This window comes from Arthrobacter sp. Leaf234 (assembly GCF_001422665.1).
Classification (GTDB): domain Bacteria; phylum Actinomycetota; class Actinomycetes; order Actinomycetales; family Micrococcaceae; genus Arthrobacter_D.
In genome coordinates this window covers 581479-596600 of sequence record NZ_LMLU01000005.1, presented here as the reverse complement: position 1 = coordinate 596600, position 15122 = coordinate 581479, and the positions used below count along the sequence as shown (strand labels likewise).

Sequence of the window (15122 nt, the reverse complement as noted above, 5' to 3'; positions counted from 1 at the left end):
GCCTCCAGCCACGCTCCAGCCCGNCGCCGACCTCGAGATCACCGGATCCGGCCAGGAACTGAAGGTCAACGACGCCAACGTCATCTGCGGCGGCGTCCAGACCGCCAACGCCGTCGTCTACCTCATCGACGCCGTCCTCACGCCCCCCGCCGCCGGCTGAGGACGCTCGGATCCATTCGGACAGAAGGACTCCCGCACCCGTGCGGGAGTCCTTCTGTCTGTCGCATCGTCCCGGAACTGCCTCCACGCACCTGCAGGTGGTCGGCCCACCGGACCGTCGGATCAGGCCGCCGCGCTCACCCGTCGGTATCCGGTGCCGTCCGGGTAGCGCTCCATCAGGCCGTGATCCACCAGCGCGCGGCGGAGCGTCGGGACATCGCGCGTCACCGTGGCGAGCAACCGGTTGACCTCGGGCTCACTGATCTCCTGGTCAGCCGGCAGGAGCCGCTCCGCGAGGTGCGAGAGCAGGTCCGCACGATCCTGGCCGGCGCGCGGCAACCCGTGGATCCGGCCCTCGTGGAAGAACCTGTCCGCGCCCTTCGGCGTTCCCGGTGCCGCGGCCGCCAGGACAGCCTTGAAGAGGTGCTCGTCGACAGTGCCGTCCGGCAGGACGAGCCCCGCGTCCCTCAGACGCTGCAGCTCCTTCTGCGTCGCCTCGAGCGGCTGTCCGAGGACGGCCCTGGCGTACAGCTCGCGCGATCGACCTCCGGCCAGCGTGGAGAACACCTTCTGCCAGGACGGCGTGGTCATCGCGGCCTCTCGGTCGAGCGGGCGACAGCTCCGGTGACGGCGTGGACGAAGTCCTCCGGTCCGGCAACGGTGACGGCTCCGAGGCGCTCGGCGTCGCCCGGTCCGCCGTCGAGCATCGGGGTGAGGTCGGGGCGGCGCACCGCGACACCGGCCTCCGCCGCGATCAGGGCGCCCGCGGCATAATCGTGTTCGTTGAGCCCACGCTCGACGAACGCGTCGAGCGTGCCGTCGGCCACCAGACAGAGGTCCAGCGCCGCCGAGCCGAGCCGCCGCAGGTCCCCGAACCCGTCGAGCAGGTCCGCGAGCTCGCGCACCTGGTGGCTGCGCGTCGAGGGGTCGTAGGAGAAGCCCGTCGCGAGGAGGCCGCCGCGTCCGACGATCGGACCCGAGAGCCGTCGGACGGCGCCGTCGTCGTTCAGCCAGGCTCCCCCACCCCGGGACGCCCAGTAGACCCGGCGCAGGGCGGGCGCATGGACGACGCCCGCGAGCCACTCACCCTTCGCGTCGGCGACGGCCACGGAGGTTCCGTAGTAGACGATCCCGCGGATGAAGTTCGTGGTGCCGTCGAGCGGGTCGATGGACCACCGCATGCGGTCGGACGCGGCCGCCGGGCCCGGTGGCACGGTGGTGCCCAGTTCCTCTCCCGAAATGATGTCGTGCGGCCGGGAATCGGTGATGACGCCCCGCACGTCCCGCTCCGCAGCGACGTCGAACGCCGTCACCCAGTCGCTGTCCGAGCTCTTGCTGCCGGCCTCAAAGGCCGAGGGATCACGGCGCGCGAGGACGGCGGCCCCGGCAGCGGCTGCCTGGCGCGCGAGGTGGAGCAGCGCGGGGACGGATGCCGACACCGCTCCCACCGGGCCGGGTACCGCGGTCATCCCTCGGGCCTTGCCGCCGTCGTCGCATCGGTGCCGGCGCCGGCGTCGAGATCCCCTGCGACGTCCTCGTCCTCGCTGGGATCCGGCTCCCCGGCAGCGTGGCCCTGGCCGGACTCCCCGGCCGGGTCGGCGGCCGAGCCGCTCCCGTCGGCGGTGCCCGCCGGCGCGGCGGGCCCGTGCTCCAGCAGCGCGATGAACCCCTCCTCGTCCAGCACGGCGACACCGAGTGCTTCCGCCTTCTCCAGCTTGGTGCCCGCGTTCTCACCCGCCACCACGTAACTCGTGTTCTTCGACACCGAGCCCGCTGCCTTGCCGCCCCGGGTGATGATGGCCTCCTTCGCCTCGTCGCGGTTGTACCGCTCGAGCGATCCGGTGACCACGACGGTGAGGCCTTCGAGCGTACGGGGGGTGCTCTCGTCCACCTCGTCCTCCATGCGGACACCCGCGGCGGTCCACCGGTCCACGATCTCCCGGTGCCAGTCCTCGGCGAACCACTCGGTCAGGGCCACCGCGATCGTCGGACCGACGCCGTCGACGTCGGCGAGTTCCTCCTCGGTGGCCGCGCGGATGCGTCCCATCGAGCCGAACGCCGTCGCCAGGGCCCGGGAGGCTGTCGGACCGACGTGGCGGATGGAGAGCGCGACGAGGACGCGCCAGAGCGGCTGCCGCTTCGCCTTCTCCAGCTCGGTGAAGAGCTTGCGGGTGGTGGCGCTCGGTTCGGACGGCTTCTTGGCCGTGCCCTTCGAGTAGAAGTACGGCACCAGCTCACGGCCGGTCACCACGCCCTTGACCTTCTTGTCCCGCTCGATCCTCACATCGGCGAGCTTCTCGGGCGTGAGGTCGAAGATGTCCGCTTCGGTGGTGATGGGCGGTAGCTCCGGTTCGACCGGCTGCGTCAGCGCGATGGCCGCTTCCCATCCGAGGGCCTCGATGTCGAAGGCACCACGGCCGGCCAGGTGGAAGACACGCTCCCGGAGCTGGGAGGGGCAGGACCGCGCATTCGGGCAGCGGATGTCGACGTCGCCCTCCTTGGCCGGCTGGAGCGCCGTCCCGCAGGACGGGCACTCGGTGGGCATGACGAACTCCCGCACGGGCGGGTCCTGCTGGTCCCGGAGCGCGATGACGGGACCCACGATCTCCGGGATCACGTCCCCTGCCTTCCGCAGCACCACGATGTCCCCGATCATGACGCCCTTGGCCTTCACGACCTCCTGGTTGTGCAAAGTGGCCATGCCGACCGTGGACCCGGCGACCTTCACCGGTTCCATGAGGCCGAATGGGGTCACGCGCCCGGTGCGTCCGACGTTGACGAGGATGTCCAGCAGTTTCGTGTTCACCTCTTCGGGCGGGTACTTGTAGGCCACGGACCAGCGGGGTGCGCGTGAGGTGTGACCGAGCGCGCGCTGCAGGGCGAAGCTGTCCACCTTCACCACGATGCCGTCGATCTCGTGCAGCAGGTCGTGGCGATGGTCGCCGTAGTGCTCGATGAACGCGACGACCTCGGCCTGGTCCTGCAGCACCCTGTAGTACGGCGACGTGGGCAGTCCCCAGGCCTTCAGGAGCTCGTAGGTGCCGGACTGGGTCTCGGCGGACAGGCCGGTCCTCGCTCCGATCCCGTGCACGTACATGTCCAGCGGACGCTCGGCCGTCATGGCCGGGTCCTTCTGGCGGAGCGAGCCGGCCGCAGCGTTGCGGGGGTTGGCGAAGGGCGCCTTGCCCGCGGCGACCATGCGTTCGTTGAGCTGGCCGAACTCCTTGGTGGGGAAGAACACCTCGCCCCGGATCTCCACCTCCTCGGGGTGATCGGTACCGGCGAGTCGCTTCGGGACCGACGCGATGGTGAGGACGTTGTGCGTGATGTCCTCGCCGGTGACACCGTCCCCCCTGGTGGCGGCCCGGACGAGCTCGCCGTCGCGGTACAGGAGATTGACGGCCAGACCGTCGATCTTGAGTTCCGTGAGCCATTGGATGCCCGCGCCGGGGCTGCGCTGCTCGACGCCTGCCGTGGCACGGTCCAGCCAGACCTTCAGTTCCTCGAGGGAGAAGACGTCCTCGAGGCTGTACATGCGGGCCAGATGGTCGACCGGCGTGAAGGCGGAGGAGACCTCGCCGCCGACCTCCTGGGTGGGCGAGTCATTCGAGACGAGTTCTGGGTGAAGGGCCTCGAGTTCCTCCAGGCGCCGGAACAGGGCGTCGAACTCGGCGTCCGACACCGTGGGAGCCGCCTCCTGGTAGTAGGCGATCCGGTGTTTCCGGATCTCCTCCGCGAGCAACGCGTACTCCTCCCGGAGATCGCCCTCGGGAGGTCCGCCCGAACCCGTCCGCGGGTTGTCCGGTGATGCATCGTCTGCTGGGGAAGTCACTCGCCCATCCTGCCCTACGGCTCCGACACGGGCCACTGGCGAGGACCCCCGAGCCCCCGTGGAGCGGCGCAGGGCGTCCGCGGCTACGACGCGCCCCGGACGTTCCTGGCCGGCCGTCGAGCGGAGGATTGTCGAGCAGGTGCCAGATCTGGAACGACCCGATCGAGGCCGACGGGCCGGCCGGGTCGATCAGCACCCCGGCGAGCCGCTGCCCGAACAGCAGCTGCATCACCCACTCCGCCGTGAACGCCCGCACCGCCGCCGTGGCATCGAACGCCGCGACCTCGGCAGCAGACGTGAACACAGCGAGGTGGACCTCGATGGATCCGTCCTGGTCCACCGGTACGGTGAGGGGCTGCTTCCTGCCGTCCCGCTCGATCTCACCCAGGAACACCCTCGTGTCCCCCAGCATCGCCGTGAACAGTTCCTGCTGCGAGCCCTGCCGCACCACCACCTCGCGCAGCGCCTGGTTCGGCGGCCCCTGCAGGGCGAACTCGAGGTCCGGACGGGCCAGAGCACACGTGGGACCTGCCGGATTCACGTGCACCCAGCCCACCCTCGAATCCTCCAGAGCCGTCTGCAGGGCGAGGACACCCGGCAGGGCGAGCGACTGCGGCGCATCTGATCCGTCGCCCTGGCCCGCCAGGAACCGGGCGAGTTCGCCCTGGTCCGTGAACACGCCGATCGCCGGAACATCGCGGGCCCCCAGGAAACCGCGCAGGGCTGGCGACGCCGCGTCGGAGCCGGTCACATCCACCAGCAACTCACCGGCGAGGCAGCCACGCAGCACCTCGATCATCGACCGCTGGTCAGGACTCTTCGCGAACTGCACGACGGCGTCGGCCGCCCGACCGTTGCGGACCTCGCCGCCCGGGGACGACGCCGTCCAGACCCGACCGTCCTTCGCGCGCTCCACCACCTCGGCCAGCGGCCCAGGGGTCGACGTGAACACCACGTGCACCGCCCCGTCATCGGAGGCGAACTCGCCCAGCGTACGGTCCGTCGCGTACAGCACGTCCGGGACGGCACCCCGCGCGCCCGGCGCCGATGCCTGACGAACCACCGCCTCCACCCGACCCGCCTCGCCGATCGTCACAGCCCACAGGCCCTGGCCGTCCACGAACTGCAGGGGCAGGTCACACTGCTCGAGGAAGCTCGCCACCGACACGCCCTCATCGGCGTCGAACCACTGACGCACCACATCCGAACCGACAGGCCGGACGAACCGGGACCTTCCACCACTCACCCGCACCATCACACCACTCTCACTGCCGGCACCGAACAGCGCCGCGACGAAGGACAAGGACCAGGGACGACGACACCGATCAGGGCCGGGCCCGCTCAAGGCTCGTTGCCGGGACCTGGCGCACGTCCCCGAACAGGGGCTGTCCGCCCGGCGCGCGCATCGAGTCCATCAGGTCCGGGAAGCCGGCACCCAGGTAGAACGTCGCCTCCGTCGCCTCCCCTCGCATCCTGAAGGACAATCGCCGCTCCGACGCCGGATCCTCCCCGCCGTCCACCGTCAGCGTCGCCCCGAATCCGTTGAGGGGTGCGGCGGTGAACCCTGCACGCGCGAGCGCCGGCGAGAACGGAACCAGCAGGCGCCCGTACAGATGCCGTTGACGAAACCTGACACCCGCTGTGAACAGGGCATACCGCAGTGCGTCGGCCGGATCCGTGCACACCACATCGGGGCCACCACCGCGGTCGCCCTGATGAAGGGTGAAGAACACCGACACGGCGCCCGGCTCACCCGTGATCAGGATCCCGTCCGTCTCGGCGTCGTAGCAGGCCCACTCGTCGTCCTGCCACACCGGCGCACTGCCCCCGAACCACTCCGCCACGATCGCCAGCACCTCAGGATCGATCGATTCCCGCAGCGTCCTCACGTGTTTCCTCGGCCGAGGTCCGCCCGCAGCCGCGGCGTCCACGGGTCCGTCACCGCCGGGTGGGATCGGCGGAGGTCCGACGTCGACCGGAACGCCACCGCAGGGCTTCGGTCGGTCGGGAACGATGGACGTGCACGCCCGCAGTCCTGGGTCCATCCGTCACCTCCCACGTGGGTTCGGGACGCGGATGTGCCGGCAGATGTCCACCAGATGCTCGGGCACGTCATGGGGAAGGGTCGGCGGGAGCTGCAGTGCGCGACCTTTCGACAGGCGAGGCGCACCGGCCGCGACCAGTTCACCGTTGAGCGCTGTCAGAGCCTCGACCGACCATTCCTCGGCGATCCGCACCGTCCCGTCCCCGTAGCGAACGGCGGTCTCCCCCCTGCCCGTCGGTTCCTCCCCCCGAGCCAGGGTCGACGTCCACGACGCATACGCCGCATGCGTGGACGGGGACATCGACGCAACAGCGTCGGACGTCAGGAGGACCGCGATATCGGGCTGCCAGATGCGGACCAGGGCCAGCAGGAGTTCCACCGATTCCTGGGCGGTCCCGATCGGGAAGTCCGGCGCCAGACGAAGCAGGACCGTGTTCGCCGTCCGCGTAGGAGCCCCGGCAGCCACAGAGATGGAGGCCGTCCGATGTCCTGTGGCCTCCGGGTCTGCTCTCAGTGACGCGGACGTCGTGCTCCACGGCACGCGCTCGGCTCCGGGCTCGCGACCGTATGACGCGATCCACTCGATCAGGGGAGCACCGTTCATCGGTACTTCCCCGACCTCCGCCTCCGGGGTCGGGCGTCCCCCGTACAAGCGGAAGGAGTCACCTGCCAGCTGCTGGATCAGGGCGAACATCGCTTCATAGCGTGGAGCAAGCTCCGCCGGGGATTCCAGCCGCCCACCCCACCCCAGGCTGACGAAGGCTCCCTCCGGATGATGGGGGAACACCGTCGACAGCCCGGTGACCGTGGCGGTGGTGTTGATCGAGCCGACGGTGTCCTTGAACGCTCCGGCGGCCGTCCTGATGTCTTCCGCATCAGGAAGCACCGCGTCGAACCCGGCGATGTCGATCGTCATGGGAGACCTGTCCGGGAGGTGTGGGCGACCCATCGGGATCGACGCGGACGGAGAAGGGCCGCGGCCGCTGCGGACCCACGCGTGGTGGGCGCCGCCCCCAGCGGGGGATGGTGCGCGAGGCCGGTGCGGCGGACCCGCCGCCGTCCGGCAGGTCGTCGACCTTCGCCTGCTCGGTGCGGACGAGTGCCTGGTTCGCGGCGGTCGTCCTGTCGATGTCCGCCGTCGTCAGGATCGTCGCCACCTCGTTCACCGCGCCGACGGCCGCGCCGGACCGTCCCGCCACGTTCTGCAGGGCCGGCTGCACCACCTCGGTGCTCAGCGACTCCGGTTCCGCCGACACGGGCTCGGCCAGGCACGCGGTGGCCAGCGCCGAGAGGTTCTCACCGAGGGTCGTGAAGAGGGCCTCCTAGGCCTGCATCTCGTCGTTCACGCTGTTCAGGACGGCGACGACCTCGCCGGTCGCTACGTCACAGGACATTCGACTCCCCCGTCCGGCCCTCCGCCGACGCAGGTGTCCCGGTGGTGCCGGGGCACATCAGCCGATGTTCTGCACGGCGGAACGCGCCCGGGAACCAGCACCCGTGGCGGTCTGGTCGTTCAGGCCCAGCGTCTCCTTGACCAGCGAGATGATGTTGCGGGTCTCGTTGGCGGCATTCTTGAAGCGCACCTCGACCGCCTGGTACTCCTCCGAGACGCCGTCGGCCTGGAAATCCGACATCGCCGTGCTGACGGCCTTCTCGCGGTCGGCGATGAGGGCCTCGAGACGCCCGACGATCGACTGGATGTCGCCCTGGACGGAGGCGGAGATATCTGTATCGAAGCTGACGCGATCCTGTGACATGGTGTGTCCTTCCGCACCGGTGGTCCGGCGCCGTACTCGGGAGAAGTGGAGGTGCCCCGCAGGGCGGAGCCGCGATGCGCGGCCTGACCGGCTGACCGGCTGGGCTAGCGCCCGCCGAAGCGCGCGGCGTCGAAGGCGGCCGACCCCTGCTGCTGGGTCGCGTTGTCCGCCGATTCCTGGTCGCCGGTCTGGAAGGCGGTGTCCATCTCCGACTGACCCTGCAGGATGATGCCGAGCGAGGCGTTCAGTTCGTTGGCGACGACGTCCGTACGGTGCTTGAACTCGTCGAAGCGGACGCGGCCCTGACCGTTGAACTTGCCTTCGAGCGGGGCGACGGCCTCCACGAGGCTGCGGACCAGCTGGCCCAGGTCCTCGTTCGACGTACCGGTCTGCTGTGTCAGCGTGGACAGTGTCTGTGAACCCATGTCGAACTTCACGATTACCCCCTTGGCGCCTTCCGGCGCTTCTCGATGCCTCTGCTGCACCCTGAGCGGGCCGGCCCCGGCGGACCGCGGACCCGGGCGACATCACGCCTGCGGGCCCTGCTGTACTCATCGAACCGGCCTGGGGGCCGATGGTCAAGGTCGGAGGATGGGTAGTTCTCCCCATCCCGGCCCGCGGAGGACGGCGTGCGGGTCAAAGGATGCGAGTATATGAACGGTTTCAGGAACAATCCGGGGGGTCTTGTGGCGAACGACTACGACAGCCAGCTCATCGAGTCCGTCACCGTCCGCAGGAACCGCCTCACCAACGCGGTCCTCTTCGGTGCGAATCCGCACCAGCGACGGTGGATGGATTCCGCGCGGCTCTTCCTCTTCAGCGTCGCCCTCGCCGCCGTCGTCGCCTCGGTGTGTGTCGGCATCTCCTTCGTCAGCAACCTCCTCGAGGAGCAGCGCGAGCGCCAGCAGCAACAGCAGAACAGCGCCGTCGGCATCGTCCACCAGCCCGCGGGCGACCCCCGCAACCAGGCCTCGCCCTGGTTCCCCCACCGACCCCTTGGAGACTGACCGGATGGCCCACGCCTTCACCCGGGTGACCCTCATCGGCACCAGGCGCCACCTCGACCTCCTCCTCCCCTCCGACCGGCCCGTGGGGGGCCTGATGCCACAGGTCCTCGACCTCCTGCAGGACGAGCCGAGCGAGGACGTCGCCGCCAAGCTGCTCGTCCGCCCCGATGGTGCACCGCTCGACGCCGCCGGCACGCTCGACGACGCGGGTGTCACCGACGGGTCCTCCCTCCTCCTGTGCGACGCGGCCGAGGCTCCGCCCGCCGCCGTCGTCTACGACGTGACCGACCTCGTGGTGGACGGCGGCCCGGAGGTCCGTGGTCGCTGGACCGCCGGACTGGCATCGGTGACGGCTGTCGTCCTCACGGCGCTCGGGCTGTGGGCCGGCGCGGAGCTGCTGCTCGAGGCCTACGCCGCGGACAGCGCCTGGTGGATCATGGGCGCCCTCGGGGTCGTCCTCCTCGGCGCAGGGACGCTCGCCGGTGCCGCCCCCCGCCTCCGGACCGTGGGAATCGCCCTGCTCGCCACCGGCTGGATCTGCGCCTTCGCCGGGTTCGTCCACCGGGACGACGGACTACCCGTGGCCGCGCTCCTCACCGCGGTCCTGACCATCGTCCTGTTCCTCGCCATCGGGATCGTGGCGGACAGGCGCCGGGCGATGACCAGCGCGGCACTCACCCTTGCCACCGTGTCCCTCGTCTGGGTAACGGCGACGGTCCTCGCCCCCGACCCGCCGAAGGCGGCCGCCCTCGCGGCCCTCGCCGGCGTCCTGGTGCTCGGGCTGCTGCCGAAGATCGCACTGACCTCCTCCGGGCTCGCGACGCTCGACGACCAGCGGGCGAAAGGGGACACGATCGCACGGACCGACGCGATCGACGCGATCGCTGCCGCACACGCGACACTCAGCCTCGGATCGGTCGTCACCGCCGTCTCCATCGGAACCGGCCTCTGGATCATCGGCACCGATGCGAGCACGCAGGCATGGACCCTGCCGCTCCTGGCCGCGCTGATCGTGGCGACCGCCCTGCGTGCCCGTGCCTTCCCGCTCGCGGCCGAGCGGATCGCCCTGTATGCCGCGTCTGCCGTCGGTCTCGCCGCACTCGCGCTCGGCGCCCTCCGGTTCCTCCCCCACCAGCCCTGGCTCGTCGGCGTCGTCGTGCTGCTGATCGGTGTGGTCAGTGCCGTCTCGCTGGCTGTCGCCCCGGCCGACCATGTCGCCGCGCGGGGCCGGCAGCAGGCCAAACGCCTCGAGACCCTGGCGATCCTCGTCTCCGTCCCCCTCACCGTGGGGATGTTCGGCGTCTTCGCCCAACTCCTCGAAAGCTTCGGATGAACGCCGTGACGACCTCTTCCAACCCCGTCCCTCATGGCACCGGCTCCTTCGAGACGCCGGAGGAACGCCTCCGGAGGGTCCTCAGGACGCGTCCCGCGGACGGTCCGCTGCGGACCCTGGTGCAGAACGTCACCGACCTCTTCCGCAGCGACGCCTATGGCGAGGAGCTCACCCGGGCGGCGGCGGGCACCCAGGCCCCCGTGACGACCGGGCGGCGTATCGCCGTCATCGGATCGCGCGGCGGAGCCGGGAGGACGACGACGGCCGCGCTCCTCGCACGCGTGTTCGCGGCCATGCGCTCGGACACCATCGCGGCGATCGACGCCGGTACCGGTCTCGGCACCCTCAGCCTCAGGCTGGGCCTCGAATCCGCGCCGTCCGCCGCCGAGCTCATCGCCTCGGGACCCGTGGTCACCGTCGACGGGCTCGCAGGGGTCATGGGCAGGGCACAGGAGAACCTCCTGGTCGCGGGGAGCGGGGCCGCCCGCCTCACGGTGCCGCCCTTCGCCGGGACGCGCACGGAGGACGCGACGGGCCTGGCCCGCACCGTCTCCCGGTTCTGTCCCGTCACCGTCTACGACTGCGGCGCGGGGATGGAGCTCCCCACGACCGTCTGGGCCGTCGACCAGGCTCACGCCGCCCTCCTCGTGACCCCGGCGTCCGTCGCAGGGATCGAGGACGCCCTCGCCGTCACCTACCGGTGGCCGCAACCGGGCGAGCCCGGGTACGTGCCGCTGCTCGTCGTCGTCGTCCGCGTGGATGACCGCGCCGCCCTGGACCCCGCACGACAGGCCGCGCGGCTGAGCGGGGCGGGCATCCCCGCGGTCCACCTCGACTACGACCGGCACCTCGCGGCCGGAGTGGAACTGGCCCTGGCGCTGCTCGCGCGGAGGACGCGGCTGCAGGTGAGCGAACTCGCGTCCCGCGCGCTGCACCTGGCGATCGACGGAGGCGTCCGATGAGCGTGCGGATCGTGCACCGGCCGGCCCGCACCACGCCACCGGCCCGCCAGCTTCCGCCCTTCAGCCTGGACGCCCCACCACCTGTCGAATCCGGCGGGGGCGGGATGAACATGATGTCCCTCGTGCCGCTGCTCGGCGCGGGCCTGTCGATGACCGTGATGATGCTCTTCAGGGGATCCTCCCTGGCCGCCGTCGGCGCACTCATGATGATCGTCACCGTGCTCGCCTCGGTGGTCATGATGGTGAGCCAGCGGGGCAAGCAGGGCCGGCAGCGGCGGGAGCAGCGGGAGAACTACCTCGAGTACCTGGAGCGCGCGAGGACCCAGCTACGCGCCGAGGAGCAGCTCGCCGAGCGCGTCGCCAGGGTCGGCAGTCCCCCGCCGGACGCCCTCTTCGACATCATCCGCAACCCCCAGCGGTTGTGGGAACGCCGGCGTGCCAACGAGGACTTCCTGCGTGTGCGCCTCGGCACGGGCCCGAGGCGCAACCGCGAGATCCACGTCGCCGACGCGCGGTCCGCCCTGCAGCAGGCCGACACGTTCATGACGACGGAGCTGGAGCTGCTCAGGCAGCGCTACGAGTCGAGCCCGGACCTGCCCATCACGCTGCCCCTCGACTGTGCCGGAAACGTCAGCGTGATCGGTTCCCGCGCGTTCGTGCTGCAGGTCGGGCGGCTGCTCGTCGCCGAGACCGCGTCCTTCCACTCCCCCGAGGACCTGCTCCTCGCGATCGCCTGCGACGAACAGGAGCGCCCCGACTGGGAGTGGGCGACCTGGCTCCCGCACCTCGCCGACCAGCAGAAGACCCACCGGACAGGACCGGTGCGCCGGCTCGCACCGACGGTCGAGCACCTCTCCGACCTCCTCCGCGAGGATCTCCTCGAACGGTCGAGCCTCGCTGCCGAGTCCCGCAAGAACTTCCTCCGCGGCGGTGTCGGCGCTGCGCTGCCCCGCCTCCTCGTGGTGGTGGACGCCTACGGACGCCTACCCGTGGAACTGCACCTGCCCGACACCCACGCCGCGCCGGGTCAGCTCGGCATCACCACCGTGCATCTGGTGGCCGACAGGCTGCAGGAGCCGGGTGAGGTGGCGCTGCGCATCAGTGAGACCCCGGACGGCTTCATGGTCGAGAACTACCGGGTGGACAGCGTCGACCCCCTCGTCGAGCGCGGCATCCTCGACGACCTCCCGGTTCCCACGGCAGAGGCGGTGGCCCGCGATCTGGCACCGTTGCGGCTGTCCCCCGACTCCCTCGAACACGACGCGTCCGAGAGCTCTGTGGGGTTCCTCGAGATGCTGGGACTGACCCCTGAACTCGGGACCGAAGACATCCGCCGGCTCTGGCAGCCGCGCAGCGAGGTCGACTTCCTCCGTGTGCCCCTCGGCGCGGACGACCGCGGACGACCGACGCTGCTCGACCTCAAGGAGGCGGCCCAGTTCGGCCAGGGCCCGCACGGCCTGTGCATCGGGGCCACGGGATCGGGCAAGAGCGAGATGCTGCGGAGCCTCGTCGTCGGGCTCCTGGCCACCCACCCTCCCGAGACGCTCGCCATGGTGCTCGTCGACTACAAGGGCGGCGCCACCTTCGCACCCTTCGAACGGGCACCGCAGGTCACCGGTGTGATCACCAACCTCTCCGACGACCTCAGCCTGATCGAGCGGGTGTACGCCAGCCTCGCCGGCGAGATCCAGCGCCGCCAGGAAGTCCTGAAGTCCGCGGGGAACCTCGCGAACATCACCGACTACCAGCTGCATCGGCAGGAGCGGAAGGCGCACGGGGAGGACCTGCCGCCCCTGCCGCACCTCGTCGTCATCATCGACGAGTTCGGCGAGCTGCTCACCGCCCGCCCCGACTTCATCGACCTCTTCCTGTCCATCGGACGGATCGGACGGTCCATCGGCGTGCATCTCCTCCTCTCCAGCCAGCGCATCGAGGCCGGCAAGCTCCGGGGACTCGATACGTACCTGTCCTACCGCATCGGCCTCCGTACGCTGTCCGAGGCCGAGAGCAGGACCGTGCTCGAGACTCCCGATGCCTTCCACCTGCCCCCTGTGCCGGGGTTCGGCTACCTCAAGGTGGACACCACCACCTACACGAGATTCAAGGCGGGCTACGTCTCGGGCCCGCTCGACGCGCTGCTCGAGGAACAGGAGCACGAGGACGACGGCGGGGAGCTGGACGAGGTGCTCGAGGTCCCGCGGTACGCCGCCACCCTCCTCTCCTCGAACCCGGCGGCCAGGGAGGCGCCGGCACCGCAGTCGACCAGCGGATCGAAGCGGACCACGGGCCCCACCGTGCTCTCGACCCTGATGGAGACGCTGTCCACCTTCCCGCGCGCCGTCGACCCCATCTGGCTTCCTCCGCTGCCGGCCGGCATCTCGCTCGACGCCGCGGCCGGGGGGATCCAGACGACGAGCCAGGGGCTCCGTCTCGGCCACGCCATGACCCGGACCGCCCCCCTCCGGATCGGCGTCGGGCTCCTCGACGACCCGGCACACCAGTGGCAGGGCGTGTGGGAGCTCGACCTGTCCGCCAACGGCGGGAACCTCGCGATCGTAGGCGGTCCGCAGACGGGCAAGAGCACGGCGCTCCGCACCATCGTGGCCGGCCTCGCACTGACCCACAGCCCGGCCGAGGTGGGTGTCTACGGCATCGACCTGCTCGGCAGCTCGCTGATGGCCCTCGAGGGTCTGCCCCACGTGGGCGGGGTGGCCGTGCGCAGCAATCGCGAGGTGATCCGCCGCACCATCGACGAGCTCCTCGCCATGCTGACCGAGCGTGAGCGGCTCTTCGAGCGGTACCAGATCGACTCCCTGCCGACCCTGCGCCGCATGTGTGCGCAGGGCCAGGTCCCCGAGGTGACCAGTGCCGACGTCGTCCTGGTCCTGGACGGCTACGGCCAGCTGACGGACGAGTTCGAGGACATCGAGAAGCAGGTGCACTCGCTCATCGCCCGTGGCGGCGGATACGGCCTGCACGTGGTGACGACGTCCTCGCGCATGAACGAGATCCGCATCTCGCAGCAGAGCTTCTTCGGTAACCGGATCGAACTCAGGCTCGCGGATCCGGGCGAGTCCGCCCACGGCCGGAAGACCGCCGACGCCGTCAGCCTGGGACGTCCCGGGCGCGGCCTGGCCGCGAACAGGCTCCAGGGGCACTTCGCGCTCCCCCGCATCGACGGTGTCTCCGACGAGGACACGGCGGTCCAGGGCATGCGCGATCTCGTGGCCGCGGTCGCGTCCTCGACGGACCAGCGGGCCATGCGTGTCAGGGTCCTGCCCGAGACCGTGCCCGCGTCCACGGTCGCCGTCCCCGAGCGGCAGGCGCTGGTCCCCCTCGGCCTCCGCGAGGCGGACCTCGACGTCGAGTACCTCGACCTCGAGCTGCGCGAGCGGCACCTGATGGTCCTGGGCGACGAGGGGTCGGGCAAGACCAACGTCCTCCGCTCCGTCATCCGCAGCATGGTGGCACAGCACACGGCGGACGACGTGGTCCTCGCGGTCTTCGACCCCCGCCGCACCCTGGCCGACCAGGTCCCGGATTCCTACCTCGGCGGCTATGCGACCAGCGCCGCCCTGGCAGAGCAGCTCGCGGCCGCCGTCGCCACCGAGCTGGACAAGCGCACCGGAGCAGGCCGGGCCGCCGTGCAGTCGATGCCGCGCATCGTCCTGGTCATCGACGACTACGACATCCTGACCGCCGGTGGTTCGGCTCCCCTCGCGCGGCTGGCACCCTATCTCCCCCTCGCCGGCGAGATCGGCCTCCATGCCGTCCTCACCCGACGCGTGCGGGGCTCGTCGCGAGGCCTGTACGAGACCTTCTCCAGCTCCCTCCGCGACTCGGGGGCGGCGGCCCTCGTCCTCTCCGGCGACCGCGGCGAAGGCCCCCTGGTCAGCGGGGTCAGGGCTCGCGCGCTCCCGCCCGGGCGCGGTCAACTGGTCCAGGCCGGACGGCCGGTCCAGACGGTGCAGCTCTTGTGGAACGAGCCGGCAGCGGTCTCGGTGTCACCGGACGCACAGGAGGGGTAG

Annotated in this window: 13 protein-coding genes; 5 read left to right on the top strand and 8 right to left on the bottom strand. The window is 70.8% G+C overall.

Annotated elements, in window-relative coordinates; genetic code table 11:
* Nucleotides 1-37 precede the first annotated feature (37 nt).
* Nucleotides 38-160 (top strand): fasciclin domain-containing protein, encoded by a 123-nt coding sequence (locus ASF21_RS16505; protein WP_414826626.1) that lies wholly within the window; start codon nucleotides 38-40, stop codon nucleotides 158-160.
* Nucleotides 161-282: 122 nt separating this feature from the next.
* Here ASF21_RS16505 and ASF21_RS10450 read toward each other — a convergent pair whose 3' ends face one another.
* From ASF21_RS10450 to ASF21_RS10415, 8 genes are all read right to left on the bottom strand, one after another.
* Nucleotides 283-750: a DUF2087 domain-containing protein gene (locus ASF21_RS10450; protein ID WP_055770456.1), complete on the bottom strand. Its 468-nt coding sequence runs from the start codon at nucleotides 748-750 to the stop codon at nucleotides 283-285.
* Complete coding sequence (locus tag ASF21_RS10445; RefSeq protein ID WP_055770453.1) at nucleotides 747-1628, bottom strand: inositol monophosphatase family protein; 882 nt, start codon at nucleotides 1626-1628, stop codon at nucleotides 747-749. The genes ASF21_RS10450 and ASF21_RS10445 overlap by 4 nt, the downstream gene beginning before the upstream one ends.
* Nucleotides 1625-3991 carry an NAD-dependent DNA ligase LigA gene (gene ligA / locus ASF21_RS10440; RefSeq protein WP_055770450.1) on the bottom strand — a complete coding sequence of 789 codons (2367 nt, stop codon included), beginning with the start codon at nucleotides 3989-3991 and terminating at the stop codon, nucleotides 1625-1627. Before ligA ends, ASF21_RS10445 begins: the two co-directional genes overlap by 4 nt.
* Before the next feature lie 1325 nt (nucleotides 3992-5316).
* Nucleotides 5317-5880 carry a hypothetical protein gene (locus ASF21_RS10435; RefSeq protein ID WP_055770447.1) on the bottom strand — a complete coding sequence of 188 codons (564 nt, stop codon included), beginning with the start codon at nucleotides 5878-5880 and terminating at the stop codon, nucleotides 5317-5319.
* Between the two features lie 159 nt (nucleotides 5881-6039).
* Nucleotides 6040-6951 (bottom strand): hypothetical protein, encoded by a 912-nt coding sequence (locus tag ASF21_RS10430; protein WP_055770444.1) that lies wholly within the window; start codon nucleotides 6949-6951, stop codon nucleotides 6040-6042.
* Nucleotides 6911-7291 (bottom strand): hypothetical protein, encoded by a 381-nt coding sequence (locus tag ASF21_RS16845; RefSeq protein WP_157365847.1) that lies wholly within the window; start codon nucleotides 7289-7291, stop codon nucleotides 6911-6913. The genes ASF21_RS10430 and ASF21_RS16845 overlap by 41 nt, the downstream gene beginning before the upstream one ends.
* Before the next feature lie 195 nt (nucleotides 7292-7486).
* Nucleotides 7487-7792: a pore-forming ESAT-6 family protein gene (locus tag ASF21_RS10420; protein WP_055770437.1), complete on the bottom strand. Its 306-nt coding sequence runs from the start codon at nucleotides 7790-7792 to the stop codon at nucleotides 7487-7489.
* Between the two features lie 104 nt (nucleotides 7793-7896).
* Nucleotides 7897-8217: a hypothetical protein gene (locus ASF21_RS10415; protein ID WP_200914819.1), complete on the bottom strand. Its 321-nt coding sequence runs from the start codon at nucleotides 8215-8217 to the stop codon at nucleotides 7897-7899.
* A gap of 228 nt (nucleotides 8218-8445) precedes the next feature.
* On the opposite strand from ASF21_RS10415, the gene ASF21_RS10410 reads away from it, so the two are divergent.
* Genes ASF21_RS10410 through eccCa form a run of 4 tightly spaced genes read left to right on the top strand, consistent with a single transcriptional unit; the run spans nucleotide 8446 to nucleotide 15122 of the window.
* A complete protein-coding gene (locus ASF21_RS10410) occupies nucleotides 8446-8799 on the top strand; it encodes a hypothetical protein (RefSeq protein WP_055770430.1) in 354 nt (117 codons plus the stop codon).
* Between the two features lie 4 nt (nucleotides 8800-8803).
* Nucleotides 8804-10132, top strand: coding sequence for a type VII secretion integral membrane protein EccD (eccD, locus tag ASF21_RS10405; protein WP_055770427.1), 1329 nt, complete (start codon nucleotides 8804-8806; stop codon nucleotides 10130-10132).
* Between the two features lie 5 nt (nucleotides 10133-10137).
* Entirely contained in the window at nucleotides 10138-11094 is a 957-nt protein-coding gene (locus tag ASF21_RS10400; RefSeq protein ID WP_157365846.1) for a hypothetical protein, read from the top strand.
* Nucleotides 11091-15122: a type VII secretion protein EccCa gene (eccCa, locus tag ASF21_RS10395; RefSeq protein WP_055770421.1), complete on the top strand. Its 4032-nt coding sequence runs from the start codon at nucleotides 11091-11093 to the stop codon at nucleotides 15120-15122. Before ASF21_RS10400 ends, eccCa begins: the two co-directional genes overlap by 4 nt.